22 protein-coding genes are annotated in these 22,694 nt (G+C 73.8%); 10 read left to right on the top strand and 12 right to left on the bottom strand.

Annotation, left to right across the window (positions count from 1 at the left end; genetic code table 11):
- Positions 1 to 90: 90 nt before the first annotated feature.
- Positions 91 to 1,080, bottom strand: a complete 990-nt coding sequence (gene mgrA / locus ACZ79I_RS38225) for an L-glyceraldehyde 3-phosphate reductase (protein ID WP_471505491.1) — start codon at positions 1,078 to 1,080, stop codon at positions 91 to 93.
- Positions 1,081 to 1,190: 110 nt separating this feature from the next.
- Here mgrA and ACZ79I_RS38220 point away from each other — a divergent pair, with 110 nt between their 5' ends.
- Positions 1,191 to 2,090, top strand: coding sequence for a LysR family transcriptional regulator (locus tag ACZ79I_RS38220; protein WP_471504183.1), 900 nt, complete (start codon positions 1,191 to 1,193; stop codon positions 2,088 to 2,090).
- 59 nt (positions 2,091 to 2,149) lie between these two features.
- Positions 2,150 to 2,665 carry a mycothiol transferase gene (locus ACZ79I_RS38215; RefSeq protein ID WP_471504181.1) on the top strand — a complete coding sequence of 172 codons (516 nt, stop codon included), beginning with the start codon at positions 2,150 to 2,152 and terminating at the stop codon, positions 2,663 to 2,665.
- Here ACZ79I_RS38215 and ACZ79I_RS38210 read toward each other — a convergent pair.
- The 4 genes from ACZ79I_RS38210 to ACZ79I_RS38195 form a co-directional block, all read right to left on the bottom strand.
- Complete coding sequence (locus tag ACZ79I_RS38210) at positions 2,647 to 3,717, bottom strand: adenosine deaminase (RefSeq protein ID WP_471504179.1); 1,071 nt, start codon at positions 3,715 to 3,717, stop codon at positions 2,647 to 2,649. The two genes, ACZ79I_RS38215 and ACZ79I_RS38210, sit on opposite strands and share 19 nt — an antisense overlap.
- 34 nt (positions 3,718 to 3,751) lie before the next feature.
- Positions 3,752 to 4,144 (bottom strand): VOC family protein, encoded by a 393-nt coding sequence (locus ACZ79I_RS38205; RefSeq protein ID WP_471504177.1) that lies wholly within the window; start codon positions 4,142 to 4,144, stop codon positions 3,752 to 3,754.
- Positions 4,145 to 4,243: 99 nt separating this feature from the next.
- The gene (locus ACZ79I_RS38200; RefSeq protein ID WP_471504175.1) at positions 4,244 to 5,173 is read right to left on the bottom strand and encodes a M56 family metallopeptidase; all 930 of its coding nucleotides are present in this window, start codon (positions 5,171 to 5,173) and stop codon (positions 4,244 to 4,246) included.
- The gene (locus tag ACZ79I_RS38195; protein ID WP_471504173.1) at positions 5,170 to 5,541 is read right to left on the bottom strand and encodes a BlaI/MecI/CopY family transcriptional regulator; all 372 of its coding nucleotides are present in this window, start codon (positions 5,539 to 5,541) and stop codon (positions 5,170 to 5,172) included. Before ACZ79I_RS38195 ends, ACZ79I_RS38200 begins: the two co-directional genes overlap by 4 nt.
- 170 nt (positions 5,542 to 5,711) lie before the next feature.
- On the opposite strand from ACZ79I_RS38195, the gene ACZ79I_RS38190 reads away from it, so the two are divergent.
- The gene (locus ACZ79I_RS38190) at positions 5,712 to 6,395 is read left to right on the top strand and encodes a phosphatase PAP2 family protein (RefSeq protein ID WP_471504171.1); all 684 of its coding nucleotides are present in this window, start codon (positions 5,712 to 5,714) and stop codon (positions 6,393 to 6,395) included.
- 345 nt (positions 6,396 to 6,740) lie between these two features.
- Here ACZ79I_RS38190 and ACZ79I_RS38185 read toward each other — a convergent pair whose 3' ends face one another.
- Positions 6,741 to 7,937 (bottom strand): RNA polymerase sigma factor, encoded by a 1,197-nt coding sequence (locus ACZ79I_RS38185; protein WP_471504169.1) that lies wholly within the window; start codon positions 7,935 to 7,937, stop codon positions 6,741 to 6,743.
- On the bottom strand, positions 7,937 to 8,287 hold the full coding sequence (locus ACZ79I_RS38180; protein ID WP_471504167.1) for a YciI family protein: 351 nt from the start codon (positions 8,285 to 8,287) through the stop codon (positions 7,937 to 7,939). Before ACZ79I_RS38180 ends, ACZ79I_RS38185 begins: the two co-directional genes overlap by 1 nt.
- A 283-nt stretch (positions 8,288 to 8,570) precedes the next feature.
- Between ACZ79I_RS38180 and ACZ79I_RS38175 the strand changes: the two genes are divergently transcribed.
- The 4 genes from ACZ79I_RS38175 to ACZ79I_RS38160 all read left to right on the top strand — a co-directional run bounded on the left by ACZ79I_RS38175 (position 8,571) and on the right by ACZ79I_RS38160 (position 13,586).
- Complete coding sequence (locus ACZ79I_RS38175; RefSeq protein WP_471504165.1) at positions 8,571 to 10,109, top strand: SDR family oxidoreductase; 1,539 nt, start codon at positions 8,571 to 8,573, stop codon at positions 10,107 to 10,109.
- Positions 10,106 to 11,482 carry a cryptochrome/photolyase family protein gene (locus ACZ79I_RS38170; RefSeq protein ID WP_471504163.1) on the top strand — a complete coding sequence of 459 codons (1,377 nt, stop codon included), beginning with the start codon at positions 10,106 to 10,108 and terminating at the stop codon, positions 11,480 to 11,482. Before ACZ79I_RS38175 ends, ACZ79I_RS38170 begins: the two co-directional genes overlap by 4 nt.
- Positions 11,483 to 11,493: 11 nt before the next feature.
- On the top strand, positions 11,494 to 12,999 hold the full coding sequence (locus ACZ79I_RS38165; protein WP_471504160.1) for a cryptochrome/photolyase family protein: 1,506 nt from the start codon (positions 11,494 to 11,496) through the stop codon (positions 12,997 to 12,999).
- Between the two features lie 149 nt (positions 13,000 to 13,148).
- On the top strand, positions 13,149 to 13,586 hold the full coding sequence (locus ACZ79I_RS38160) for an SPW repeat protein (protein ID WP_471504157.1): 438 nt from the start codon (positions 13,149 to 13,151) through the stop codon (positions 13,584 to 13,586).
- 103 nt (positions 13,587 to 13,689) lie between these two features.
- Here the strand turns inward: ACZ79I_RS38160 and ACZ79I_RS38155 are convergent, their stop codons facing one another.
- Positions 13,690 to 14,457, bottom strand: a complete 768-nt coding sequence (locus tag ACZ79I_RS38155; protein ID WP_471505489.1) for an ArsR/SmtB family transcription factor — start codon at positions 14,455 to 14,457, stop codon at positions 13,690 to 13,692.
- 87 nt (positions 14,458 to 14,544) lie between these two features.
- Between ACZ79I_RS38155 and ACZ79I_RS38150 the strand changes: the two genes are divergently transcribed.
- Positions 14,545 to 15,768 carry a phosphotransferase gene (locus ACZ79I_RS38150; RefSeq protein WP_471504155.1) on the top strand — a complete coding sequence of 408 codons (1,224 nt, stop codon included), beginning with the start codon at positions 14,545 to 14,547 and terminating at the stop codon, positions 15,766 to 15,768.
- Positions 15,769 to 15,927: 159 nt separating this feature from the next.
- On the opposite strand, the gene ACZ79I_RS38145 is transcribed toward ACZ79I_RS38150, so the two are convergent.
- Positions 15,928 to 17,379: a hydrolase gene (locus ACZ79I_RS38145; protein WP_471504153.1), complete on the bottom strand. Its 1,452-nt coding sequence runs from the start codon at positions 17,377 to 17,379 to the stop codon at positions 15,928 to 15,930.
- Positions 17,380 to 17,659: 280 nt separating this feature from the next.
- Between ACZ79I_RS38145 and ACZ79I_RS38140 the strand changes: the two genes are divergently transcribed.
- On the top strand, positions 17,660 to 17,923 hold the full coding sequence (locus tag ACZ79I_RS38140) for a GlsB/YeaQ/YmgE family stress response membrane protein (protein WP_381092537.1): 264 nt from the start codon (positions 17,660 to 17,662) through the stop codon (positions 17,921 to 17,923).
- 118 nt (positions 17,924 to 18,041) lie between these two features.
- Here ACZ79I_RS38140 and ACZ79I_RS38135 read toward each other — a convergent pair whose 3' ends face one another.
- The 3 genes from ACZ79I_RS38135 to ACZ79I_RS38125 form a co-directional block, all read right to left on the bottom strand.
- Positions 18,042 to 18,815 carry a GNAT family N-acetyltransferase gene (locus tag ACZ79I_RS38135; RefSeq protein ID WP_471504151.1) on the bottom strand — a complete coding sequence of 258 codons (774 nt, stop codon included), beginning with the start codon at positions 18,813 to 18,815 and terminating at the stop codon, positions 18,042 to 18,044.
- Positions 18,816 to 19,040: 225 nt separating this feature from the next.
- A complete protein-coding gene (locus ACZ79I_RS38130) occupies positions 19,041 to 19,895 on the bottom strand; it encodes a GNAT family N-acetyltransferase (protein ID WP_471505487.1) in 855 nt (284 codons plus the stop codon).
- Positions 19,896 to 20,153: 258 nt separating this feature from the next.
- On the bottom strand, positions 20,154 to 20,774 hold the full coding sequence (locus tag ACZ79I_RS38125; RefSeq protein WP_471504149.1) for a chaplin: 621 nt from the start codon (positions 20,772 to 20,774) through the stop codon (positions 20,154 to 20,156).
- A 321-nt stretch (positions 20,775 to 21,095) separates the two neighbouring features.
- Between ACZ79I_RS38125 and ACZ79I_RS38120 the strand changes: the two genes are divergently transcribed.
- Positions 21,096 to 22,682 carry an alpha/beta hydrolase gene (locus ACZ79I_RS38120; protein ID WP_471504147.1) on the top strand — a complete coding sequence of 529 codons (1,587 nt, stop codon included), beginning with the start codon at positions 21,096 to 21,098 and terminating at the stop codon, positions 22,680 to 22,682.
- Positions 22,683 to 22,694: the final 12 nt, after the last annotated feature.

The following is a 22,694-nucleotide window of genomic DNA, read 5'->3' as shown; positions in this document are numbered from 1 at the left end:
GCCGGCCGGGAGACGGCGGGCGTGCCCCGGTACGCGGGTACGCGGTCGTCCCGGAGGCGGCCGCCCGCCTCCGGGACGTCAGCGAGCGCCTTACGGCGTGACGACCGCGTCGATCCGCGTCAGCTCGTCCGCCTCGAAGTCCAGGTTGCGGATCGTCGCCACACTGTCCTCCAGTTGCTGCGGGCTGCTCGCACCGACCAGCGCCGACGTCACCCGGCCGCCGCGCAGCACCCAGGCCAGGGCCATCTGGGCCAGCGACTGGCCGCGGGACCGGGCGATCTCGTGGAGCGCCCGCAGCCGCCGCACCAGGTCATCGGTGACCGCGTCCGCGCTGAGGAACGGGCTGTCACTCGCGGCCCGCGAGCCGTCGGGTATCCCGTCGAGGTAGCGGCCGGTCAACAGACCCTGCTCCAGCGGCGAGTAGGCGATGGAGCCGATCCGGAGCTCGTCCAGGGTGTCCAGCAGCCCGTCCTCGGGACGGCGGTCGAGCATCGAGTAGCGCGGCTGGTGGATCAGCAGCGGAGTGCCCAGCCCGGCGAGGATGCGGGCGGCCTCGCGGGTCTGCTGCGGCGAGTAGTTGGAGACGCCGACGTAGAGGGCCTTGCCCTGCCGGACCGCCGAGTGCAGGGCACCCATCGTCTCCTCGAGCGGAGTGGCGGGGTCGGGACGGTGCGAGTAGAAGATGTCGACGTGGTCCAGGCCCATCCGCTGCAGGCTCCGGTCGAGCGAGGACAGCAGGTACTTGCGGGAGCCCCATTCGCCGTAGGGTCCCGGCCACATGCGGTAGCCGGCCTTGGTGGAGACGACCAGCTCGTCGCGGTAGGGCGCGAAGTCCGCCTTCAGGGCGTCGCCGAGCGCGGACTCGGCGGCGCCGGGCGGCGGCCCGTAGTTGTTGGCCAGGTCGAAGTGCGTGACGCCGAGGTCGAAGGCCCGGCGCAGGATCCGCCGCTGGGTCTCCACCGGGCGGTCGGGGCCGAAGTTGTGCCACAGACCGAGCGACAGCGCGGGGAGCTTCAGGCCGCTGCGCCCGGTACGGCGGTAGGGCATGGCCTCGTAGCGGGCGGGATCTGCCGTGTACAACATGCGCTCCATGAGGGGGGTTCCTGACGACGCGCTCCACTCTCGCCCGACCACCCGGCAGCGGTCCAACAGAGGAATCGGATCGGATTGAGCGTCTACGCTTCTCAATCATGGAACTGCGTCATCTTCAGCACTTCGTCGCGGTCGCCGAGGACCGGCACTTCACCAGGGCCGCGGAGCGCCTGATGGTGTCACAGTCGGGTCTGTCCGCCTCGGTCCGCGCCCTGGAGCGGGAGCTTCAGGCCCCGCTGTTCGTCCGCACCACCCGCAGCGTCACGCTCACGGAGGCCGGGCGCGCCCTGCTGGTCGAGGCGGAGCGGATCCTGGCCCAGGTGCGCGCGGCCCGCGAGGCGGTGGCGGCAGTCCAGGGCGTGCTGCGCGGCACGCTCGCGCTGGGCACGGAGCAGTGCATCGCGGGGGTGGACGTCCCCAGGCTGCTCGCCGGGTTCCGCAGGCGGCATCCGGACGTGGAGATCCGGCTGCGGCAGACAGGATCGGGGGCCCTGGCCGACGAGGTCGCGGCGGGCCGCCTCGACCTGGCGTTCGCGGTGCGGACCCGGGCGGACAGCGACCCGCTGCGGTACGTCCCGCTGACGAGCGAGCCGATGACCGTGCTGTGCCACCCGTCGCACCCGCTCGCGGACGGCGGGGCCGTGACGCCCGGGGACCTGGGCGGGGAGGCGTTCGTCGACTTCCACCCCGACTGGGGGCCGCGCCGCACGACCGACGCGGTGTTCGCGCGGGCGGGGGTCCGGCGGACCGTGACGCTGGAGGTCAACGACGTGCACAGCCTGCTCGATCTGCTCCACGAGGGACTGGGCATCGCCGTCGTCCCGCGCCACTTCGGGCACAAGCGGGAGGCGTCGCCGCTCGTGTCGCTCCCCATCAAGGACGCCGCCGTGTACGAGACGGTCGCCGTGCTGCCGCCCCCGGAGGCCACCAGTCCGGCGGCCCGGGCGCTGATGGGGCTCCTCACGGTGGGCGCGGCACAGGGCTACGGGGCCGTCTGACCGGCGCGCGGCGCGGCGATCGCCCGGCGCCGGCGGCCGTGATGGGCGATGGTGGACCCATGCATGCGAAGGACATCCTCATCGACGCGTACAGCCGGATCCAGGAAGAAGTCCACGCCGCCGTCGACGGCCTGGGGCCGGACGACCTCAACGCCCGGCCCGGCGAGGACGCCAATTCCATCGCGTGGCTCGTGTGGCATCTCACCCGGGTGCAGGACGACCACGTCGCGGACGCCGCGGATCTCGGCCAGGTCTGGCTGTCCCAGGGCTGGGAGAAGCGTTTCGGGCTCGGTCTGCCCCGCGGGGACACGGGGTACGGCCACAGCGCGCAGAAGGTCGCCAAGGTGCGGGTGACGTCGGGTGACCTGCTCACCGGCTACTACGACGCCGTGCACGAGCAGACGCTCGGGTTCGTGCGCGGGCTGGCCGCCAAGGACTTCGAGCGGATCGTGGACGAGCGCTGGGATCCGCCGGTCAGCCTGGGCGTGCGGCTGGTCAGCGTCCTGTCCGACGATCTGCAGCACGTCGGACAGGCCGCCTATGTCCGGGGGCTGCTTCAGAGCGCGGCCTCGTAGCCGGGCAGGATCACATCCCGGATGAGGGCCGTCCGCTCGTCGAACGGGAGGAACGCGCTCTTCACGGCGTTCACCGTGACCGTGCGCAGGTCCTGGACGGTCCAGCCCGCCTCCTCGACCAGCAGCGACATCTCACGGGTCATCGTCGTCCCGGACACCAGACGGTTGTCGGTGTTGAGGGTGACCCGGAAGCCCAGGTCCTTCAGCTCCGTGATCGGGTGCCCGGCGATCGAGGAGGCGGCACCGGTCTGGAGGTTGGAGGTCGGGCACATCTCCAGCGCGACACGGCGGTCGCGGACCCAGCTCGCGAGCCGGCCGAGCTTGCCGTCGGCGATGTCCTCGGTGATGCGCACCCCGTGGCCGATACGCTGGGCGCCGCAGACCTGAAGGGCCTGGTGGATGCTGGGCAGCCCGTGCGCCTCGCCCGCGTGGATGGTGAAGGGCACGCTCTCGCGGCGCAGGTACTCGAACGCGGGCAGGTGGTCGGCGGCCGGGAATCCGTCCTCGGCGCCCGCGATGTCGAAGCCGACGACGCCGGCGTCGCGGAAGGCCACCGCGAGGCCGGCGATCTCCCGGCTGCGGTCGAACATGCGCATCCCGCACAGCAGGGTGCCGACCCGGACCGGGGTGCCCGCGGCGGCGGCCTTGGCCATGCCCGTGGCGAGCCCCTCCTGCACGGTCTCGACGACCTCGGGCAGGGTGAGGCCGCCCTTCACCATCAGCTCGGGGGCGTAGCGCACCTCGCCGTAGACGACGCCGTCCTCGGCCAGGTCGAGGACGTACTCCTCGGCGGTGCGCAGCAGTCCCTCGCGGTTCTGCAGCACGGCGAGGGTGTGCTCGAAGGTGGCTATGTAGCGCACCAGGTCACCGGAGCTGGCGGCCTCGCAGTACCAGTCCGCGAGCGCCCGGGGGTCGGTGGCGGGCAGGGCGTGGCCCGCCTGCCCGGCGAGTTCCACGAGGGTGGCGGGGCGCAGAGCGCCGTCGAGGTGGTCGTGCAGCACGGCCTTCGGGAGGCGGCGGAGGGCGTCGGCGGAGATGCTCGGGGCGGTCATGTGCGGGGTTCCTCGGCAGATCGTTCTCGGGGGGTCATGCGGCGGGCTGGAGCAGGTCCCAGCGGTTTCCGTACAGGTCCCGGAAGACGGCGACCGTGCCGTACGGCTCCTGTCGCGGCCGCTCCAGGAAGGTCACTCCGGCCGCGGTCATCCGGGCGTGGTCGCGGGCGAAGTCGTCGGTGTGCAGGAAGAAGCCCACGCGCCCGCCGGTCTGGTCGCCGACCCGGCCGCGCTGCGCGTCGTCCTTGGCCCGGGCGAGCAGCAGCCCGCAGCCGGGGGCCGCGGCACCGGGCTCGACGACGACCCACCGGGAGCCGTCCGGCCGTGGCTCGTCGGCCGTGAGCCGGAACCCCAGGGCGTTCGTGTAGAAGCGGATCGCCTCGTCGTAGTCGTCCACGACGAGGGTGACCAGGGCGATGCGTCTCATCGGGCCTTCCGGGGAAACGGCGTTATACGTAACACGCAGCGTACGGCATCCCGTCGGGGGACTCCGCGGGGGTCGCGTCCGGGAGGGCGTGGCGGTCGCTCAGCGCCCCTCTTCGCCCTGGGCGACCTCGATCTCGTGGTGGAAGCCGATGGCCCCGGCCGCCGAGGCGCAGGCGGAGACGGCGGCGCAGGCGACCAGGAGGGCGGCCGTCCACCGGGCCGCCCGGTGCGAGACACGCGGCGCCGCCAGCAGGGCGGCGACCCGCTGCGGCACCGGCCCCGTGGTCGCGGCGGGCGCGAAGGGCGGCCGCGATGAGCGGCCGGGCCGGACGGCGAGCGCGGCACGGCCGATCGCCAGGGCGGTCAGCCGGCGGTCCCCGACCACCGCGGCGGCGGTCTCGTCGGCCACGCGCTCGGCCGCGAACCGGATGTCCGCGGCCACCGGCCGCAGCCCCGGATGGCAGTGCGCGGCCAGTTCGGCGACGGCGAGGAAGTAGTGGTGCCCGCCCGCGTTGTGGGCCCGTTCGTGGGCGAAGAGCGCCTCACGCTCGTCCGGGCCGAGGGTGCGGAGCATCCCTGTGGTGACGACGATGCGGTGCGGGCGGCCCGGCAGGGCGTACGCGTCCGGCCGCGGGGAGTCGATGACGCACAGGTCGCCCGCGGTCGCGCGGCGGTCCGCCTCGGCGGTGGCCGTGCGGAAGGCCCGCGCCTGGCGCACCACACTGCGGGCCACGGTCCACAGGCACACGGCGAGGGCGCCGGCCGAGAAGGCGGCCGCGGGCACCACGACCACGTCCGACCCGGTGCGCAGCGGGCGTACCAGCTCTCCGAGCGCGGCGAAGGGGGGCAGACGGAGCAGCCCGGTGAGGACGAAGGCGCCCAGCGCGGTCAGCGAGCAGCACGCGAGCACGACCGCGCAGCAGGTCACCGCCCACAGCGCGGTCGCGGGGGCGAGCCGGCCGAGGGCACGGCGGGTGAGCGGCGGCGCCGCGAACGGCAGCGCGAGCGGAAGCAGGAGCAAGGCGGTCATGGCCCACCGGATTCCAGCAGGTCCCGCAGAACGCGCTCGTCGTCCTCGCTGAGCTGGGCGACGAAGCGGGCCAGCACGGTGTGCCGGTCGCTGTCCCGGTCCAGTTCGGTGTGCATGCGGCGGGCGGTGAGCCCGTGGGCGTCCTGGACGGGGAAGTAGGCGTATCCGCGGCCCTGGCGCCTGCGGTCGACCACGCCCTTCTCGTGCAGCCGGGACAGGATCGTGGTGACCGTGGTGCGGGCGAGGCCGGTGCCGAGGCTCAGCTGCACCTGACCGGGCGTCTGGGGAGCGTCCGCGGCCCAGAGGGCGGCCATAACGCCGGCTTCCAGTTCGCCCGCCGGGCGGCGCTCGTCCTTCGCTGCGGTCATGGAACCTTCCTCACCCCACCGTCGTCTACATTCCTGTAGACCGTCTACGCGCATGTAGTCCTCGCGGGCCGGCCGCGCCGTCCCGCAGGTCCATTATGGAAGGGGTTCACGACCATGGGCGCAGCTGTGCGCACCGCGCCACCGCACGCGGTGGCCGTCCCGCCGGCGCCGTGCTGAAGCGGCAGGACACCGGCGACCTCGCCGGTTCGACGGCACTGGGCGCCCTCGTGGCGTTCGTGCTGCTGGTGCTGACCGTGACGAGACGCGGCGGCGCCCCGCTCTTCGGCGACACGGCTCTCCTGGACTGGTCCCTCGGCCACCGGCCGGGGGCCGCGGTCGCGGTGGCGAGGGCGCTGACGTACACGGGGACGGGGTTCGTGCCCTTTCTGCTCGTCGCCGCGGCCGGTCTGCTGATGGGGCGTACGGGGCGGCAGCGGGCGCTCGCCGCGGCCGCCTGTGTCGTCTGCCTGGCCGCGGGCCAGGCCGCGCGGTACGGCGTGATGGCCCTGGCGGCGCGCCCCCGCCCGGCGCGGCGGGACTGGGTCACGCACGCGTCGGGCTGGTCGTTTCCCTCGGGTCATACGACGACGGCCGCGATCACCGCCGGGCTGCTGGCGCTGGCCGCCCTGGCCCGGGCGCCGCGGGGAAGAGCGGGACTCGTGGCCGTCGCCCTCGGGTGGGGTGCCCTGGTCGGCCTCACGCGCGTGTATCTGGGCGTCCACTGGTTCTCCGACGTCCTCGGCGGCTGGCTGCTCGCCCTGTGCTGGCTGGGCGTCTGCACGTACGCCGCCGCCCGGCTGGCCCCGCGCGTGTACGGCGGCCGGCCGGAGCCCGTCGTGTCGTCGCCGCCCTGACGGCCGCCGGATGCCGGGCCGGCGGTGGGCCGGCAGGCCGTCGGCCTCATCGACGGCCTGCCGGCCGCGGCCGATCCGGGGGGCGCCCCGGCCGCGCGGGCAGAGGAGGCGCCGGCCCGGGCACGGCAGGCGCCGGCGGTGATCACCGTGGAGCGGCGATCACCGCCGGGCCACGGGCCCTTCGCGGCCGGCCGTGGCCGACGACCGCGCGCTCACCGCCGCGGGGGAGCGCCGGGGTTCCCGGCGCCCCCGGCGCTCCCGGCGCCGGGACACCCGCGGCCGCGCGCCGGTGGCGGCCGCGCTCGCGGCGGCGACCAGGGCGCCGAGTCCGGCGGCCCCCAGCGGTCACACCCCGCCGTCTCCCACGAGTTCCCGTCGTCGTCCCTCCAGGAAGGCACGCTCGGCCCCGCTCGCGAGCGCGATGGCCGCCTCGTAGGCCCGCACGGCCTCGGCGACACGGTCCATGCGCCGCAGCAGGTCGGCGCGGACCGCGTGGAAGACGTGATAGCCGCCCAGGTCCAGCGCGTCCACGAGGTCGAGGGCCTCCCCCGGGCCCCGGACCTCGGCCACGGCCACCGCCCGGTTCAGGGCGACGACGGGGCTCGGGGCGAGGGCCATGAGCTGGTCGTACAGCCGCAGGATCTGCTCCCAGTCGGTGGCGTGCGCCGTCGGCGCGTCGCTGTGCACGGCGTTGATCGCCGCCTGGATCTGGTACGGCCCCGGCCGGCCGCGGCGCAGGCAGCGGCGGACCAGCGCCTGGCCTTCGGCGATCAGTTCGCGGTCCCACCGGCCGCGGTCCTGCTCCGTCAGCGGCACCAGTTCCCCGGCGGTGCCCGTACGGGCGGGCCCGCGCGCCTCGACGAGGAGCATCAGCGCGAGCAGGCCGGTGACCTCCGGCTCGTCCGGCATCAGCCCGGCGAGCAGACGGCCGAGGCGCACGGCCTCCGCGCACAGCTCGGCCTGGCCCGGGTATCCCTCGTTGAAGATCAGGTAGACGACTGCGAGGACGCCCCTGAGCCGCTCCGGGAGGTCCGCGTCGCGGGGCACACGGTACGGGATGCGCGCACCCCGGATCTTGGCCTTGGCGCGGACGAGACGCTGGGCCATCGTGGGCTCCGGCACCAGGAAGGCGCGGGCGATGCGGGCCGTGGGAAGGCCCGCGACGAGCCGGAGGGTCAGCGCGACCCGGGCCTGGGTGGCGAGAGCGGGATGGCAGCAGGTGAAGATCAGGCGGAGCCGGTCGTCGTGCACGGGTCCCTCCTCGGGCGGGACGTCCGCGGCGTGCAGCAGCGCCGCCTGGGCGTGCCGTTCGCCGCGCCGGGCCTCCCGGCGCAGACGGTCGATCGCGCGGTTGCGGGCCGTGGTGATGATCCAGCCGGCCGGGCTCGGCGGCACACCGGCCTGCGGCCAGGTGCGCACCGCCGCGACGAAGGCGTCCTGGACCGCTTCCTCGGCGAGGTCGATGTCGCCGAGGAAGCGGACGAGGGCGGCGACCGCACGGCCGTACTCCGCCCGGAAGACGGCCTCGACGTCAGGCGGCATCAGGCCTCGCCCGTGAAGGGGCGCACCTCGATCGGCAGGGTGGTGGCCCAGGTCGCCCTCCGGCCCCACTCCAGAGCCGCGTCCAGGTCGGGCGCCTTGATCAGGCAGATGCCGCCGAGATATTCCTTGCCCTCGGCGTACGGCCCGTCGGTGATGAGGACGTCGCCGTCCGTGGGCCGCAGCACGGTGGCCGTTTCCGGCCCGTCCAGCCCTCCGGCGAAGACCCAGGCGCCGGCGTCGCGCAGTTCCTGGTGGAGGACGCCGAGCCGGTGCTCGATCCCGGCCAGCGCCTCGGGCGCGGGCGGCTGTCCCCCGCTCGGCTGGACCACGCTGAGCAGGTAGTGCTTCATGACGGTCTCCTCGGTGTCGTGCGTTCTCTCACCACCTACACGAACGGCGAGGCTCCGGATCGACACCCCGCACCAGGCCATCGGGAGAATCTTGAGAAATCTCCGGACGACCGCCGGGGTGCGTCGTGCGCCAGGGCCGTCCGCCCGACGGGATTCACCCTCTCGCGACGGAACCTTCGCGACAGACCCCTTCGGCGCGTCCGAAGGGGCTGTCCTGGTGGAAGGGATCAGGTGAGGAACCGTGATCAGGTGAGGAACCGTACGACGCGAGGGACTGAGGCTCATGAGCGGCGATGCCGAACCGGGACTGCGCTGCCTGGTGACCGGTGCCACGGGATACATCGGCGGGCGGCTCGTCCCGGAACTCCTCGCCGCCGGGCACTCGGTGCGCTGCCTCGTCCGCTCCCCGCACCGGCTGCGCGACCATCCGTGGGCCGACGAGGTCGAGGTGGTCCGCGGAGACGTCACGGACCCCGCGTCGGTGGCCGGGGCGATGCGCGGCATGGACGTCGCCTACTACCTGGTGCACGCCCTGGGCTCGGGCGGCGACTTCGAGCAGACCGACCGGAGGGCGGCGCAGGTCTTCGGCGAGCAGGCGCGGGCCGCCGGTGTCCGGCGGATCGTGTACCTCGGCGGTCTGACCCCGGCGGGCGTGCCCGAGCGGGAGCTGTCGCCGCATCTGCGGTCGCGAGCGGAGGTGGGCCGCATCCTCCTCGCCTCGGGCGTGCCCACGACCGTGCTGCGGGCGGCGGTCATCATCGGGTCGGGTTCGGCCTCGTTCGAGATGCTGCGCTACCTCACGGAGCGGCTGCCGGTCATGGTCACCCCCCGCTGGGTGCGCACCCGCATCCAGCCGATCGCCGTACGGGACGTGCTGCGCGTCCTGGTCGGCAGCGCGCGGATGCCGGGCGACGTCAACCGGGCCTTCGACATCTGCGGTCCCGACGTGCTCACCTACCGGGACATGATGAGGGGCTACGCGGCGATCGCCGGTCTGCCGCGCCGGCTGATCCTGCCCGTGCCGGTCCTCACGCCGCGCCTGTCCAGTCTCTGGATCGGCCTGGTGACCCCGGTGCCCCCGTCCATCGCGCGCCCGCTCACCGAATCGCTGCGCCACGAGGTCGTGTGCCACGAACACGACATCGCGCGCTTCGTTCCCGACCCTCCGGGCCAGCCGATCGGCTTCGACGCGGCGGTCCGGCTCGCCCTGCAACGCGTCCGGGACGCCGACGTCGCCACGCGCTGGTCCTCCGCCACCGTGCCCGGCGCGCCCAGCGACCCGCTGCCCACCGACCCCGACTGGGCCGGCGGCAGCCTGTACACGGACCTGCGCGAGCGGCCCGTCGATGCCTCACCCGAGGCGCTGTGGACGGTCATCGAAGGCGTCGGCGGCGAGCACGGCTGGTACTCGTTCCCGCTCGCCTGGGCGGTGCGCGGCCGGCTGGACCGGCTGGTGGGCGGGGTGGGGCTGCGCCGCGGCCGGCGTGACGCGGCGCGTCTGCGGGTCGGCGACTCGCTGGACTTCTGGCGGGTGGAGGAGATCGAGCCCGGCCGTCTGCTGCGGCTGCGCGCCGAGATGCGGCTGCCGGGACTGGCCTGGCTGGAGATGTACGCGGAGACGGACGACGCCGGGCGGACCCGCTACCGCCAGCGGGCGCTGTTCCACCCGCGCGGGCTGCTCGGGCACGCCTACTGGTGGGCCGTCTCACCCTTCCACGCCGTGGTGTTCGGCGGCATGGCCCGCAACATCGCCCGGGCCGCGGCGAGGGCACCGGCCGCCCCGTCGGGGGAGGACACCCCCCTCCGAGGAGGAGCCCCGTGAACGTCTCGGTCGTCCTGTTCACCTCGGACCTGCGGCTGCACGACCACCCGCCGCTGCGCGCGGCCCTCGACGGCTCCGTCGCGGTGGTGCCGCTGTTCGTGCGGGACCGGGGCGTGGACGCCGCCGGGTTCGCCGCCCCCAACCGGCTGGCGTTTCTGTCCGAGAGCCTGCGGGACCTGGACGCGGGCCTGCGTGAACGGGGCGGCAGGCTCGTCGTGCGCACCGGTGACGTCGTCGAGGAGGTGTGCAGGGTCGTCGCGGAGGCGGAGGCCGGCGCGGTCCACATGGCGGCCGGGGTCAGCGCGTACGCCCAACGGCGGGAGGAGCGTCTGCGTGCCGCCCTGGAGGGCGGGCCGTGCCGCCTGCAGGTCCACGACGCCGTGATCACGGCTCTGCCGCCCGGAGCCGTCACGCCGGCCTCCTCGGATCACTTCGCCATCTTCACCCCCTACTTCCGGCGCTGGTCGCAGCAGCGCCTCAGGGACGTCATGGCCGCACCGGGGACGATCCGCGTACCGGACACCGTCGGCTCGGAGCCCCTTCCCTGCCGCCGGGGACTGCCCGGGGTGGCGGAGGGGCTGGCGGCCGGGGGCGAGACGGAGGGAAGGAGGCGCCTCATGGCGTGGCTGCGCGGCGGGATCACCGCGTACGAGGAGCGCCATGACGACCTGGCCGGTGACGCGACATCACGTCTGTCGCCCCACCTCCACTTCGGCACCCTCTCCCCCGTCGAGGTCGTCCACCGGGCGCGCCGGGCGGGCGGCCCGGGGGCCGAGGCGTTCGTGCGCCAGCTCGCCTGGCGCGACTTCCACCACCAGGTGCTGGCGGCGCGGCCCGCGGCGGCCCGGGCCGACTACCGTCCGCGGCACGACCGCTGGCGGTCCGGGAGCGGGGCACGGGCGGACATCGAGGCGTGGCGGGAGGGCCGCACCGGTTACCCGCTCGTCGACGCGGCGATGCGCCAGCTGCGGCACGAGGGCTGGATGCACAACCGCGGTCGTCTGCTGACCGCGAGCTTCCTCACGAAGACCCTGTACGTGGACTGGCGGGTCGGCGCCCGTCACTTCCTCGACCTGCTGGTCGACGGCGACATCGCCAACAACCAGCTCAACTGGCAGTGGGTGGCCGGCACGGGCACCGACACCCGCCCCAACCGGGTCCTCAATCCGCTCACCCAGGCCAGGCGCTACGACCCCGACGGCGCGTACGTGCGGCGCTGGGTGCCGGAACTCGCCGGGCTCGGCGGGCCCGCGGTGCACCAGCCGTGGAAGCTGCCCGGCCCGGACCGCGCGGCGTGCGCCGCCTACCCGGATCCGATCGTCGGCCTCGCCGACGGCCTGGCCCGCTTCCGGCGGGCGCGCGGGCGCGTCTGAGGAGCCCGGCCGTGCCCACCCCCCACTGGCTGTTCGGCGACCAGCTCGGCCCGCACTTCCTCACGCCCGGCGAGGGCGGCCCCGACCATGGGGCGCCGGTCGTGATGATCGAGGCCCGTTCGGTCTTCCGCCGGCGCCGCTTCCACCGGGCGAAGGCCCACCTCGTGCTCTCCGCGATGCGCCGCCGCGCCGCCGCTCTCGGTGACCGGGTGCGCTACGTCCGGGCCGAGACGTACCGGGAGGGCCTGCGCGAGGCGGTCGACGACGGCCGGGTGACGGTGCATCATCCGACGTCCCGGGCCGCCCACGCGCTGGTGTCGTCCCTGCCCGGTGTCACGGTGCTGCCCGCGCGCGGCTTCCTCGTCCCGCACGACGCCTTCCGGGCGTGGGCGGACGGACGCGGCGGGGAAAGGCTGCGCCAGGAGGACTTCTACCGCTGGGTGCGCCGCGGGCACGGACTCCTGCTGGACGGCGACGGCCCGGCGGGCGGCCGCTGGAACCACGACCGCGACAACCGCGAGCCTCCGCCCGAAGGCGCGCGCACCCTCGGGGTTCCGGCGCCCTACCGGCCCCGCGAGGACGACATCGACGCCGAGGTGCGCCGCGATCTGGACCGCTGGGAGCGCGAGGAGGGCATCGCCTTCGTCGGACGGGACGGCCCGCGCCTGTTCCCCGCCTCGCGACGCGAGGCACTGGCCGCGCTGGGCCGGTTCATCACCCATCGGCTGCCCTGCTTCGGCCCGTACGAGGACGCGATGCTCGCCGCCGATCCCGTGATGAGCCACAGCCTCCTGTCGTCGTCGCTCAACCTCGGTCTGCTGGATCCCGCGGAGTGCGTCGAGCGGGCCGAGCGGGCGTGGCGGGCCGGGCAGGCGCCGGTCAACAGCGTGGAGGGCTTCGTACGGCAGATCGCCGGCTGGCGCGAGTACGTGTGGCATCTGTACTGGTACTTCGGGGAGGACTACCGGGGGCGCAACGTCCTGCGGCACCATGCTCCGCCGCCCGGCTGGTTCCTGGAGCTGGACGCCGACGCGGTCACGGCGCGCTGCCTGTCCACCGTGCTGGCTCAGGTGCGCGACACCGGGTGGACGCACCACATCCCCCGTCTGATGCTGCTCGGCAGCCATGCCCTCCAGCGCGGATGGGATCCGCGGGCGGTGACGGACTGGTTCCACCGCTGCTTCGTCGACGGCCACGACTGGGTGATGCTCCCGAACGTCGTCGGCATGTCGCAGTACGCCGACGGCGGGCGGATGACGACCAAGCCGTACACGTCCGGCGGTGCGTACGTGAACCGGATGAGCGACCTGTGCGGGGGCTGCGCGTATCGGCCGGGCGACCGGGTGGGACCGCGCGCGTGTCCCTTCACCGCCGGGTACTGGTCGTTCCTGGACCGCCACCGCGCCGTGCTGGAGGGCAATCCGCTGATGGCGCGGGCGGTGCGGGGGCTGGACCGGCTGCCCGACCTGGACGAGGTGCGCGCGCAGGAGCGACGGCGCGGCGACGGGCCGCCCTGAGGCGCGAGGTGCCTCCGCCGTGTGAGCCCTCTCCCTCACGACCCCTACACATAAAGGCGAAATAAGAGCAAAATAGAGATACGCGGCGCTTCACCGCATATCGCACCAGGCACGGTTGGCCTGCGGAGTCATCAAAGGAGACGAGTCCCATGTCCGATGTCTCGCACACACGGGGTGACATCACCGCCCACCCTGACGTACACGAAATGCGGGCCCGCTACACCCGCATGCTCGGTGGCCGCGATGTGGCGCTCGTGGACGGACCGGTCTTCCTGGTCGGTCTGTACTGCGCCGCATCCCCGTGGATACTCCACTACACGACGAGCCAGCCGGCGCTCGTGACGCACAACCTCATCATGGGGATCGCGTTCGGCCTGCTGGCCCTCGGGTTCACCATCACGCCCGAGAGGATGTACGGCCTGAGCTGGGCCATGTGCGCGATGGGCGCGTGGATGATCATCGCACCCTGGATCGTGGGCACCGGCCCGGACGCCGGAGTCGTGGTGAACAACATCGTCATCGGGGCGCTGGCCGTGGTGCTGGGCGTGGTCTGCGCGGGCGCGGCGGCGAAGAGCACCCGCGACTGACCGCCCCACGGGCACCGAGCACGAAAGGGGACCGCCGGCCGGTCCGCACCTCGCGGACCGGCCTCGCGGCGCATGCCGCGACTTCCCGGGCCCGCCGCACGCGTCAGCGGTTGGGCACCAGCCACGGCTCCTGCGGCAGCGGGGTTCCGGTCTCGATGAGCGACTTCAGATTGGACAGCACGGCCGCCCAGCCGCGGGCCGCGTCGGCGCGCTCGGTCTCGTCCGCCAGGTCCTCGTGGGTGACCGTGAGCCTGACGATGTCGGCGTGCGGCCGGATGTCGAAGGTGACCTTGGAGTGCCTGTCCTCCCGGCCCTCGTCCTCGGGCGCGGTCCAGGTGGTGACGAGGCGGGTGGGCCGCTCGCTCTCCAGGACGGTGCCGACCACGTCGGCGATGCCGGAGCCGTCCGTGCGCACATGTTCCCAGCGGGAGCCGGGCTTCCAGTCGGAGACGTTGCCGTGCCCCCAGTAGGCGGCGGTGAGGTCGGGGTCGGTGAGCGCGTCCCAGACGGCCTCGGGCGTGCTCTCGATGTAGATGACGTACACAAACGTGGGCCTGTCGGTCATGGCTTCCTCGGCTCGTCGCTTGACGGCGCTCAGCAGGCGCAGACGCGGGCGCTCGAACTTGTCGATCCACCGCTCCTGCATCTCGTGGAGCGGCACCGGATTCAGGTAGTGCAGCTTCTCCCGTCCCCGCCGCACGGTTGCGACCAGGTTCGCGGCCTCGAGGACGGCGAGGTGCTGGGTGACCGACTGGCGCGTCATGTCGAAGCGCTCGCACAGCTCGCCCAGCGTCTGCCCGCCGCGCTCGTGCAGCCGGTCCAGCAGTCGTCTGCGCGTCGTGTCGGCCAGCGCCTTGAAGACCTGGTCCATCCCGGAGTCGCCCGCCGATCGCACACTCAACGTTATGCAGGCAATTTCCTGCGTGTCAAGGACGTCCGAGGCCCGGAGACTGGCGCGGTGAGCAGAACCGTCAGTGCGTGGGTGACCTCGGGCGAGGACGTCCTGGGCGTCGCGGGCCCGTTTCCCGTGGACGTTCCGTGGTGGTCGGAGGTCGGGCAGGTCGTCGAGCGGCTGGAGGGCCTGCTCGGGGTGCCGGTATGGGTGCTGCGGCTGCTGACCGTGGACGGGGGTGAAGGCGGACGCGAAGGCCATGTGACGTACCACGTCGAGGCGCTGGAACGCCCGGGCCGCGGGCTTCTGTCCCAACGGGGCCGCGATGGGGACTTGCTGACGGGCCATCACGAGCTGCGCGCGTCATGGGCTCACGCTGGCGGCGTGCGGGAGCTGCTCGACTGGGCCGCCCGCACGCTGGAGGCCGCCGGGCGCCCGCTCACCGGTCGCGTCCGGCAGCGGCGGACCTGGAACCTGGCGGGGCTGTTCCGGCTGCCCACGGCGCGCGGAACGGTCTGGCTCAAGGCGACGCCGCGTTTCGCCGCCGACGAGGCGGACGTCGCCGACGCGTTCGCGCGGGTGGATCCCGGGCTGGTGCCGGCCGTCGTCGGCCGCGGCGAGCGGCGGTTCCTCATGGAGCACGTGCCCGGCGAGGACTGCTGGGGGGCTTCGCCCGGGACGGCGGCGGCGGCCGTGGAGGGGTTCGTCGCCGCGCAGGCGGCCCTCGCGGCGAGCCGTCCCGCCGGCCTGCGGGACCGGCGCACGCCCGTGCTCGCCGCACGGGTCGACGCCCTCCTCGACGGGCCGGCCGCGGCCGGGCTGACCTCACAGGAGCGCGCGGCCGTACGGGGATTGACGGGCCGTTGGCAGGAGCTGGCCACGTGCGGTCTGCCCGACACGGTGGTCCACGGCGACTTCCACCCGGGCAACTGGCGCAGCGACGGCGGCCGTCCGGTCGTCATGGACTTCGCGGACGCGTACTGGGGCAGTCCGGTGATGGACGGTCTGCGGGCCCACGACTTCCTCCCGGAACCGGTCCGGGCCACGGCGGCCCGCGCCTGGGCCGACGCCTGGCGGGCGCAGGCACCCGGCAGCGATCCGGGGCGTGCCCTGGTCCTCGCCGAACCGCTCGCCCCGCTCATGTACGCCGTCCGCTACCAGGAGTTCCTCGACGGCATCGAACCGTCGGAGCGGCCGTACCACGAGGGGGACCCCGAGGCGGAGATCCGCAGCGCGCTGCGGCGCGTACGGCGTCCGAGCCCGTTCCTCGCGGGCCTCGGCTCGGCGTGACCCCGGGTCGCACGGATCGCGCGGATCACGCGGATCGCGCGGGCGCCGGCGCACCGGGCCGCGCCGGGGGACGCGGTCTTCGCACGCCGCTCGGCCTGCCGGCGGCCACGGGGCGCGGCGGCCCGGACGGCACTGGGCCACCGCGCCCGCTCATGCGGCTCAGCTCACGTCGAGCGCCGTGTCGTCGATGACGAACGACGTCTGCAGCTTGGAGCCCTCGGTACCGGTGAACTTCAGGGTCACCGTCTGCCCGGCATAGCCCGCCAGACTGAAGCTGCGCTGGGTGTAGCCGCTCGCGGCGTTGAGGTTGGAGTACGTCGCCAGGGTGCTCAGGACGGTCCCCGAGCTGCCCAGCACCTGGACCTTGAGGGTGTCGTACGCCGTACTCGTGCTGGTCTCGGCGGTGTCGACGTGCAGGTAGAAGCTGAAGGTGGCGGTGGTGCAGCCGGACGGGATGCTCACCGGCTGGGAGAGCGTGTCCGTGTTCGCGGAGCCGTAGCCGTTCAGCCAGGCATAGTACGAGCCGCTCCGGGGCGGCTCCCCGCTGGAGTTGGTGATGACGCCGCTGCTGGCGCTCCAGGTGGTGGCGCCGGACTCGAAGCCGTTGTTGCCCAGGAGCTGCGCGGCGGTACAGGTGGAGCCGCCGCCCCCGCCTCCGCTGCTGCCGCTCGCCCCGGACAGCCACTCGGTGGCGTTGAGGGCCAGGGCCGCGTTGGTGGCACTGGTGTCGTTCCAGCCGTCGTACAGTGTGTTGCCCGACTGACCGGTGCCGTCGTCGACGGGCGAGCTGTCGCCCCAGAAGGCGACGCGGCCGCTGCCGAAGGTGCTGGTGGCGAAGAACGCCCCCGTGGTGCCGGAGTAACCGGTCCGGTAGAGCAGGCCCTTGACGGAGGAGTTGTCGGCGGGCTTCAGGGTGGCGGTGGTGCCGCTGGCGATGAGGCTCGTGGTGACGGTGCCGAAGGAGCCGTGGAGCACGGGGTCGGTGCTGTCGCTGATCGCCGAGGGGTGGTCGGAGCTGATGCTGAGCGAGTCGACGGAGAAGCCGAACGGGTCGGTGGAGTCGACGCTGTTGTTCGTCATCAGGTCGTTGAGGATCTCGACCGCGTCGTAGCCGTCGTTGTTGCGGTCGGCGCCGGTGTGGTCGGAGATCATGAACAGGCCGCCGCCGTTCTTGACGAACGTCATGATGGCGGTCTTCTCGGCCGTGGTGAACAGCGTGTTGGGCTCGGGCAGGACCAGGGTGTCGAAGTTCGACAGGTCGGTCGAGGACGTGCCGCCGTAGGCGAGGCTGGAGCCCGAGGGCAGCGTCTTGAGGCTGTAGTTGCCCGTCTTCTGGAGGTCGACGCCCCAGGAGGAGAGCGCTCCCGTCCAGTCCGTCTCGGCGGACGGGGAGGAGTTCTGGCCGAGCGGGTCCGGCTGGCTGGTGGAGATGATCCAGTCGGCGTTGCCGGCCGTCTCCGCGTGCGCGTTGTCGAACAGGATGCGGTGCGGGGTGGCCGCATGGGCCGGGGTGGCGGCCGTGGTCGCCTGGACGGCGGCGCCGGTGGTGAGCAGGCCGAACACGGCGAGGGCCGTGGTGAGTCTGTGGCGGGACCTGGTGAGTCCGGGCATCCGGCGGACCTCCGTACGGGGTTGGGGAAGGAGTGGTGCGACGTCGGGTCTGCGCGCGTAGAACCGGGCAAGGGAAGTCTGCGCGCGTAGAGGTCCCTTCATACGTCGCCCATGCGACGGATTGTTGAACGGTACATGGCAGAACGGGGGCTGAACAGAAGGGCACCCCGGCGGACCGGAGGGCGGCCCGCGACCGGCCCCGAGGTGAGGCGGAATGGACTGTCGCCGCCCGCAGCGGGCAGATGAAGTACTACGGGAACTTCACACAGGAGGGGCGGAGATGGAGATCTCGAGCATCATCGGCGCCATCGTCATCGGACTCGTCATCGGTGTCCTGGGGCGACTCGTCGTCCCCGGGCGCCAGCGGATCGGTCTCCTGTGGACGATCCTGGTCGGCATCGTGGCGGCCCTCATCGGATCGGGCATCGCCGCCGCGTTCGGTGTGGCCCACACCAAGGGCGTCGACTGGATCGAGTGGCTCATCCAGATCGGCCTGGCGGCGCTGGGCGTCGCGGCGCTGGACCGGGCGCGGGCGCGGCACTGACGGTGCGCTCCGCTCGCGCCCCGGACCGCCGCGCGGGGAAGGGGCCTGGCGGCGGCGCCGGCGGACCGGGAGTCCCGCCGGCGCCGCCACCGGGGCCCGGGGCGGCGTGGCCGGCGCGCTACGGGGAGACGTACGGCGTCGTCGTGGTCAGCGGTTCGAAGCCGAGACGGGCGAGGATCGGCCGGCTCTGGGCGGTCGCGTCGACCTGGACGTAGCGGTAGCCGCGGTCGGCGGCGACCTTGGCACGGTGGGCGACCAGGGCCCGGTAGACGCCGCGGCCGCGCCAGCCCGGGACCGTGCCGCCGCCCCACAGCCCCGCGAAGCGGGTGCCGGGCACGAGCTCCAGCCGGGCCGCGCTCACCGGTTCGTCGCCCGCGAGGGCCACGACCGCGACCATGTCGTCCCGGTCGCCCGTGAGCTGCGCGAGGAGCTGGTGGCGCAGTCGCATCCCGTCCGTCCCGAACGCCTTCTCATGCACGTCCGCCACCAGATCGACGCCCGCCGCGTCGGTGACCGGCAGGAGACGTATGCCGTCGGGCACGTCGGCGTCGAGGGGCAGATCCGCGACCTCGGCGACCATCAGCGTCTCCTCGGGCTGGGGCCGGAACCCCGCCGCCCGCAGCCGCTTCCCGAGGTCCACGGGCAGGTCGTGCCCGTACAGCTTCCACTCGAACTCGCGGCCGAGACCGGCGAAGTAGCGGACCTGCTCGGAGATCGCCGCGTCCGCGGTCGTCTCGTCGAGGTCCGACCAGACGACCCCGTTCCATCCGTGGGGCGAGCCCACCTGGCGCACCACCGCGTGGTGACGTTCGACACGGGCGCCGGGTCCGTCGGGACGTGCGCCCTCCCGCATGTCCCGGTCGTACAGGGCCAGTACGGCAGCGTGGTCCATGGGCTCACTCCAGCATCGGGGCCTGTGCCGGCACGGTAATACCCCTGAACTCCCGGCTCGCACCCGGGGTCTTTGGGGCACCGCGGGCCGGGGGCGCTCCCCGTCCCGGCCGAGCGCTCCGCGGGACGCACGGTGCATCACCGGCGGATCGTCGTGTGGCCGGTCGCGCAGGTGCCCGCGCTCCTTCGCAGCGCTGCCGAGCCGCAACGGGCTTCGCCGGCCCGCTCAGCCGAGCTCCAGCGTGGTCACCCCGTGGACATGCTCACCGGCGAAGGGCCTGACCGGGCCCGTGTACATGCGGGCCGTCTCGAAGGAAGGGGCGAGTCCGGCGCCTTGGGCCAGGGAGACAGCCGCCTCGTTCGGCTCCGGGACGTCGATGGCGATCTCCCGGCCGGCCGCTTCGGCGGCCAGTGCCGCGAACAGGGCCTCGGCGTCCTCGGCGGTGTCACCGAACAGGGGGCCGATGCGCAGGCAGTCGTGGGCCGGGCGGATCACCGCGTAGCCGGTCAGGCGCCCGGCCCGGAAGCGCACGAAGGGACGGTGGCCGGGGGCGGTGAGCCAGTGCTCCACGAACCGGGGCCGGTCGGCGGGCCAGCAGGAGGCGTCGTACGCCGCGATGTCCCCGAAGTCGGCCTTCTCGGCGGGGCGTACGCCGGGCGCCTCCCCCGCGGCGGGGGCGGTTCCGGTGAACCGTACGGTCCGGTGGGCGAGTTCGAAGCCGGACTTGCGGTAGTTGTCCTGCTGGGCGACGACACCGTCGAGGCCGATCGTGCGGCTGCCGGCGTGGGCGAGGCCCGCGTTCCAGGTGGCCAGTCCGAGACCGCGGCCGCGCAGGTCCGGGCGTACGAGATAGCAGCCCAGGAAGGCGTAGTCGGCGCCGTAGGTGACGACGGAGATCGCCGAGACCGGTTCCCCGGCGAGCCGGCCGATGAAGAAGCCCCCGGGGTCCTGGGCGAAGAAGGCGGGGCCGTCCGACAGCCCCGGATTCCAGCCCTCGTCCGCCGCCCAGCCGCTGATCACCGGCCAGTCGTCGAGGGTGGCCCGGGTGACGACGAGGTCTTCGGGACCCGCAGAGGTCATCATGGAGCTCCGTTCCGTCGAGGGGGTCGGGGGTGCGTGATCGGACGCACCGGCAGCATCCTTCCCGATCTCCGGATCGTGCGCCACGTGGCGATGCGCCGTCCGGGGCCTGTCATCCGGCGCCCGGCGCAGGGGTGTTGACCGCAGGGGGCAGGTGACCGGAAGGGGCGGGCGGCCCCGTCACGCCGGCCCCGGCGGGGCCGAGGGCCCCGCCGGCCGCCTGTCCGGCGGAGCCCTCGCCGGCACGCCCGGTCCGGCTCAGCGCGTCGCTCCCGCCCGGAAGCGCCGGTAGAGGACCGTCCCGCCGAGCAGCAGGACCGCGCTGCCGGCGAGCGCGGGCACCGTGGCGTCCGCACCCGTGTGGGCGAGCGACACCTGCGGCGGGACGGAGCGCGGACGCGGCGGCGTGGGGGTGTGCACCGGTGCGGTGGGCCGCGGCGCGCGGTGGTGGGACCGGTGCCCCGAGGTGTTCGTCGACGTGTTGCCGACGGCCGCGTTCCCGAGGCCGGCCACGCTCACCGCATTGCCGCTGACGTTCACCGGGAGGTGGACCGGCAGCTGGACGCCGTCTCCGGAGAGCACTCCCGCGGAACCCTCCGTGCGGTGCTCCGCCGCGCCGCCGCCCCCGCGTACACCGCCGTGCCGCGGGCCGCCCCGGTGGGCGTCGTGGTTGGCGCAGGTGGCGCCCGCCGCCGGGTTGAGGACCCCCAGCACGTTCACGGTGTTGCCGCACACGCTGACCGGGATGTGTACGGGGAGCTGGATGGAGTCGCCGGAGATCAGCCCGGGCGAGCCCGCCGTGGTGCCGTCCGCCGCGGAGTCCGCGTGGGCCGGCAGCGCCACGGCCAGCGCCCCCGAGGCGGCGGCCGCGGCGATCAAGCCATTCCGGGTAACCCGTTTCATAGGTTCCCTGCCTTCCAGACATGGTTGCGAGCACTCGCCCGCACCGGATAAAACGCAGACCAACCATCCGAGTTATGGCTTATCTGCCTTTCACCCCATCGAGTGGCCCGGTTGTCGAACTAACGGGAAAGCCGTCACACCGGCGGGGCCCCGCCGTGCGCGCCGCCGCTCGGCGACGCGCCAGGGTAGGGCGCATCCGCGCCTCCCGCCCGCCCGGAGGCGCACCCGGGGGAGCCCGCCTATCGTGATCGCAGGGCCGTCACCGGCATCCGCACCCGGGGCGGCTCCGGAGGCGCCATGCTGTCCACCCGCAGACGCCGCGCGGTCGCCACGACGGCGGCCACGACCGCGGTGCTCACCCTGCTGGCGGCCGCGCTGCCGTCCGTGGCCGCGGCCCGGGACGATCCCGGTCTGTCCCGGTTCTACCGTCAGAAGATCACATGGTCGGCCTGTAAGGGCGAGGGCATGCCCAAGGATCTCCAGTGCGGCAAGGTGACGGTTCCCCTCGACTACGCGAGGCCCGCGTCCGGGACGCTGGACGTGGCGATGGCCCGCTACCGAGCGACCGGCCGGCACCAGGGTTCCGTGCTGCTGGACTTCGGCGGTCCCGGCATCGCAGGCGTCTCCCAACTGGCCGCGGACGGCAAGAACTTCATGCGCCTGACCAACGCCTACGACGTGGTCACCTTCGACCCGCGCGGGGTCGGCCGGTCCTCACCGGTCAGCTGCGGGGCGGGCACGGACGGGGGCGGGAACACGACCGGCGGCCCGGCCGGTGGGAAGGACCCCGGGGCCGCCCTGGCGCAGGCGCGGAAGGTGGCCGCCCGGTGCGCCGAGCACTCCGGACCGGTGCTGCGGCACATAGGAACGGTCGACGCCTCCCGCGACATGGACGTGATGCGCGAGGCCCTCGGCGAGACGAAGCTGAACTACCTCGGCTTCTCCTACGGCACGCGGCTGGGCGCGGTGTACGCGGCCCAGTTCCCCCGGAAGGTGGGGCGGTTCGTGCTCGACGGGGTGGACACGCTCACCGAGCCCCTGACCCAGCAGGGGCTGGCGATCGCCGCGGGCCAGCAGACCGCGCTGCAGGACTTCCTCGCCTGGTGCGCCAGGGACGTGTCCTGCCCGTTCGGGCAGGACGCCCGCTCGGCCCGGCAACAGGTCGTCCGGCTCGTCGCGTTGCTGGACCGGACCCCGCTGCCGACGGTCATGGGGCTGCCGTTCACGGGGCAGGACCTGGTCGGCGCGCTGGGGCGGGCCCTGTTCAGCAGACGGCTGTGGCCGCTGCTGGAGCAGTCGCTGTTCCTGCTGGTGCAGCAGGCCGACCCCGGCTGGATCGTGCGCTTCTTCGGCGTCGGCCCGGCCGCCGCCGTTCCTCACCGGGGGAACGGGGGGCTCGCCGACCCCGAGGACGTGCCCGCCGACAATCTGCCGGCCGCGCTGATGGCGATCAACTGCGCGGACGACCCGGACCGGCCGAGCGCGGAGCGGATCACCCGGGACATCGCCCGGCTGCGCGGCCGGTACGAGCAGGCGTCCCCGGTCTTCGGGCGGTCCCGGCTGGGACAGGTGCTGATGTGCTACGGGCGCCCCAGGGGCACCGCCTTCATCCGGGACGAGGTGAAGAACGTCCGCACCCCGAAGATGCTGCTCGTCGGCACGCGCGGGGACCCGGCGACCCCCTACCGCTGGACCGTGGAGACCGCCAGGCGCCTCGGCTCGTCGGCGGTGGTCCTCGACAACCGGGGCGAGGGCCACACCGGGTACACGACCTCCCCATGCGTCCACGAGAAGGTCGACTCCTTCCTCATGGACGGTTCCCTGCCGGCCCACGGCGGCTCGTGCGGCCCGGACCGGTCGGACCGGTCGGACCGGTCGGGCTGAGCCGGGACGCCC

The organism is Streptomyces sp. PSU-S4-23 (assembly GCF_055632315.1).
Note: the sequence above shows the minus strand (reverse complement) of the source record. Positions and strands in the feature narration are given on the sequence as shown.

Coding starts and splice junctions, on each gene's coding strand:
- ACZ79I_RS38120 (WP_471504147.1), top strand. CDS start 21,096: ATGCTGTCCACCCGCAGACGCCGCGCGGTCGCCACGACGGCGGCCACG.
- ACZ79I_RS38145 (WP_471504153.1), bottom strand. CDS start 17,379: ATGCCCGGACTCACCAGGTCCCGCCACAGACTCACCACGGCCCTCGCC.
- ACZ79I_RS38215 (WP_471504181.1), top strand. CDS start 2,150: ATGCATGCGAAGGACATCCTCATCGACGCGTACAGCCGGATCCAGGAA.
- ACZ79I_RS38130 (WP_471505487.1), bottom strand. CDS start 19,895: ATGACCTCTGCGGGTCCCGAAGACCTCGTCGTCACCCGGGCCACCCTC.
- ACZ79I_RS38210 (WP_471504179.1), bottom strand. CDS start 3,717: ATGACCGCCCCGAGCATCTCCGCCGACGCCCTCCGCCGCCTCCCGAAG.
- ACZ79I_RS38175 (WP_471504165.1), top strand. CDS start 8,571: ATGAGCGGCGATGCCGAACCGGGACTGCGCTGCCTGGTGACCGGTGCC.
- ACZ79I_RS38200 (WP_471504175.1), bottom strand. CDS start 5,173: ATGACCGCCTTGCTCCTGCTTCCGCTCGCGCTGCCGTTCGCGGCGCCG.
- ACZ79I_RS38205 (WP_471504177.1), bottom strand. CDS start 4,144: ATGAGACGCATCGCCCTGGTCACCCTCGTCGTGGACGACTACGACGAG.
- ACZ79I_RS38185 (WP_471504169.1), bottom strand. CDS start 7,937: ATGCCGCCTGACGTCGAGGCCGTCTTCCGGGCGGAGTACGGCCGTGCG.
- ACZ79I_RS38155 (WP_471505489.1), bottom strand. CDS start 14,457: ATGGACCAGGTCTTCAAGGCGCTGGCCGACACGACGCGCAGACGACTG.
- ACZ79I_RS38140 (WP_381092537.1), top strand. CDS start 17,660: ATGGAGATCTCGAGCATCATCGGCGCCATCGTCATCGGACTCGTCATC.
- ACZ79I_RS38160 (WP_471504157.1), top strand. CDS start 13,149: ATGTCCGATGTCTCGCACACACGGGGTGACATCACCGCCCACCCTGAC.
- ACZ79I_RS38180 (WP_471504167.1), bottom strand. CDS start 8,287: ATGAAGCACTACCTGCTCAGCGTGGTCCAGCCGAGCGGGGGACAGCCG.
- ACZ79I_RS38195 (WP_471504173.1), bottom strand. CDS start 5,541: ATGACCGCAGCGAAGGACGAGCGCCGCCCGGCGGGCGAACTGGAAGCC.
- ACZ79I_RS38135 (WP_471504151.1), bottom strand. CDS start 18,815: ATGGACCACGCTGCCGTACTGGCCCTGTACGACCGGGACATGCGGGAG.
- ACZ79I_RS38220 (WP_471504183.1), top strand. CDS start 1,191: ATGGAACTGCGTCATCTTCAGCACTTCGTCGCGGTCGCCGAGGACCGG.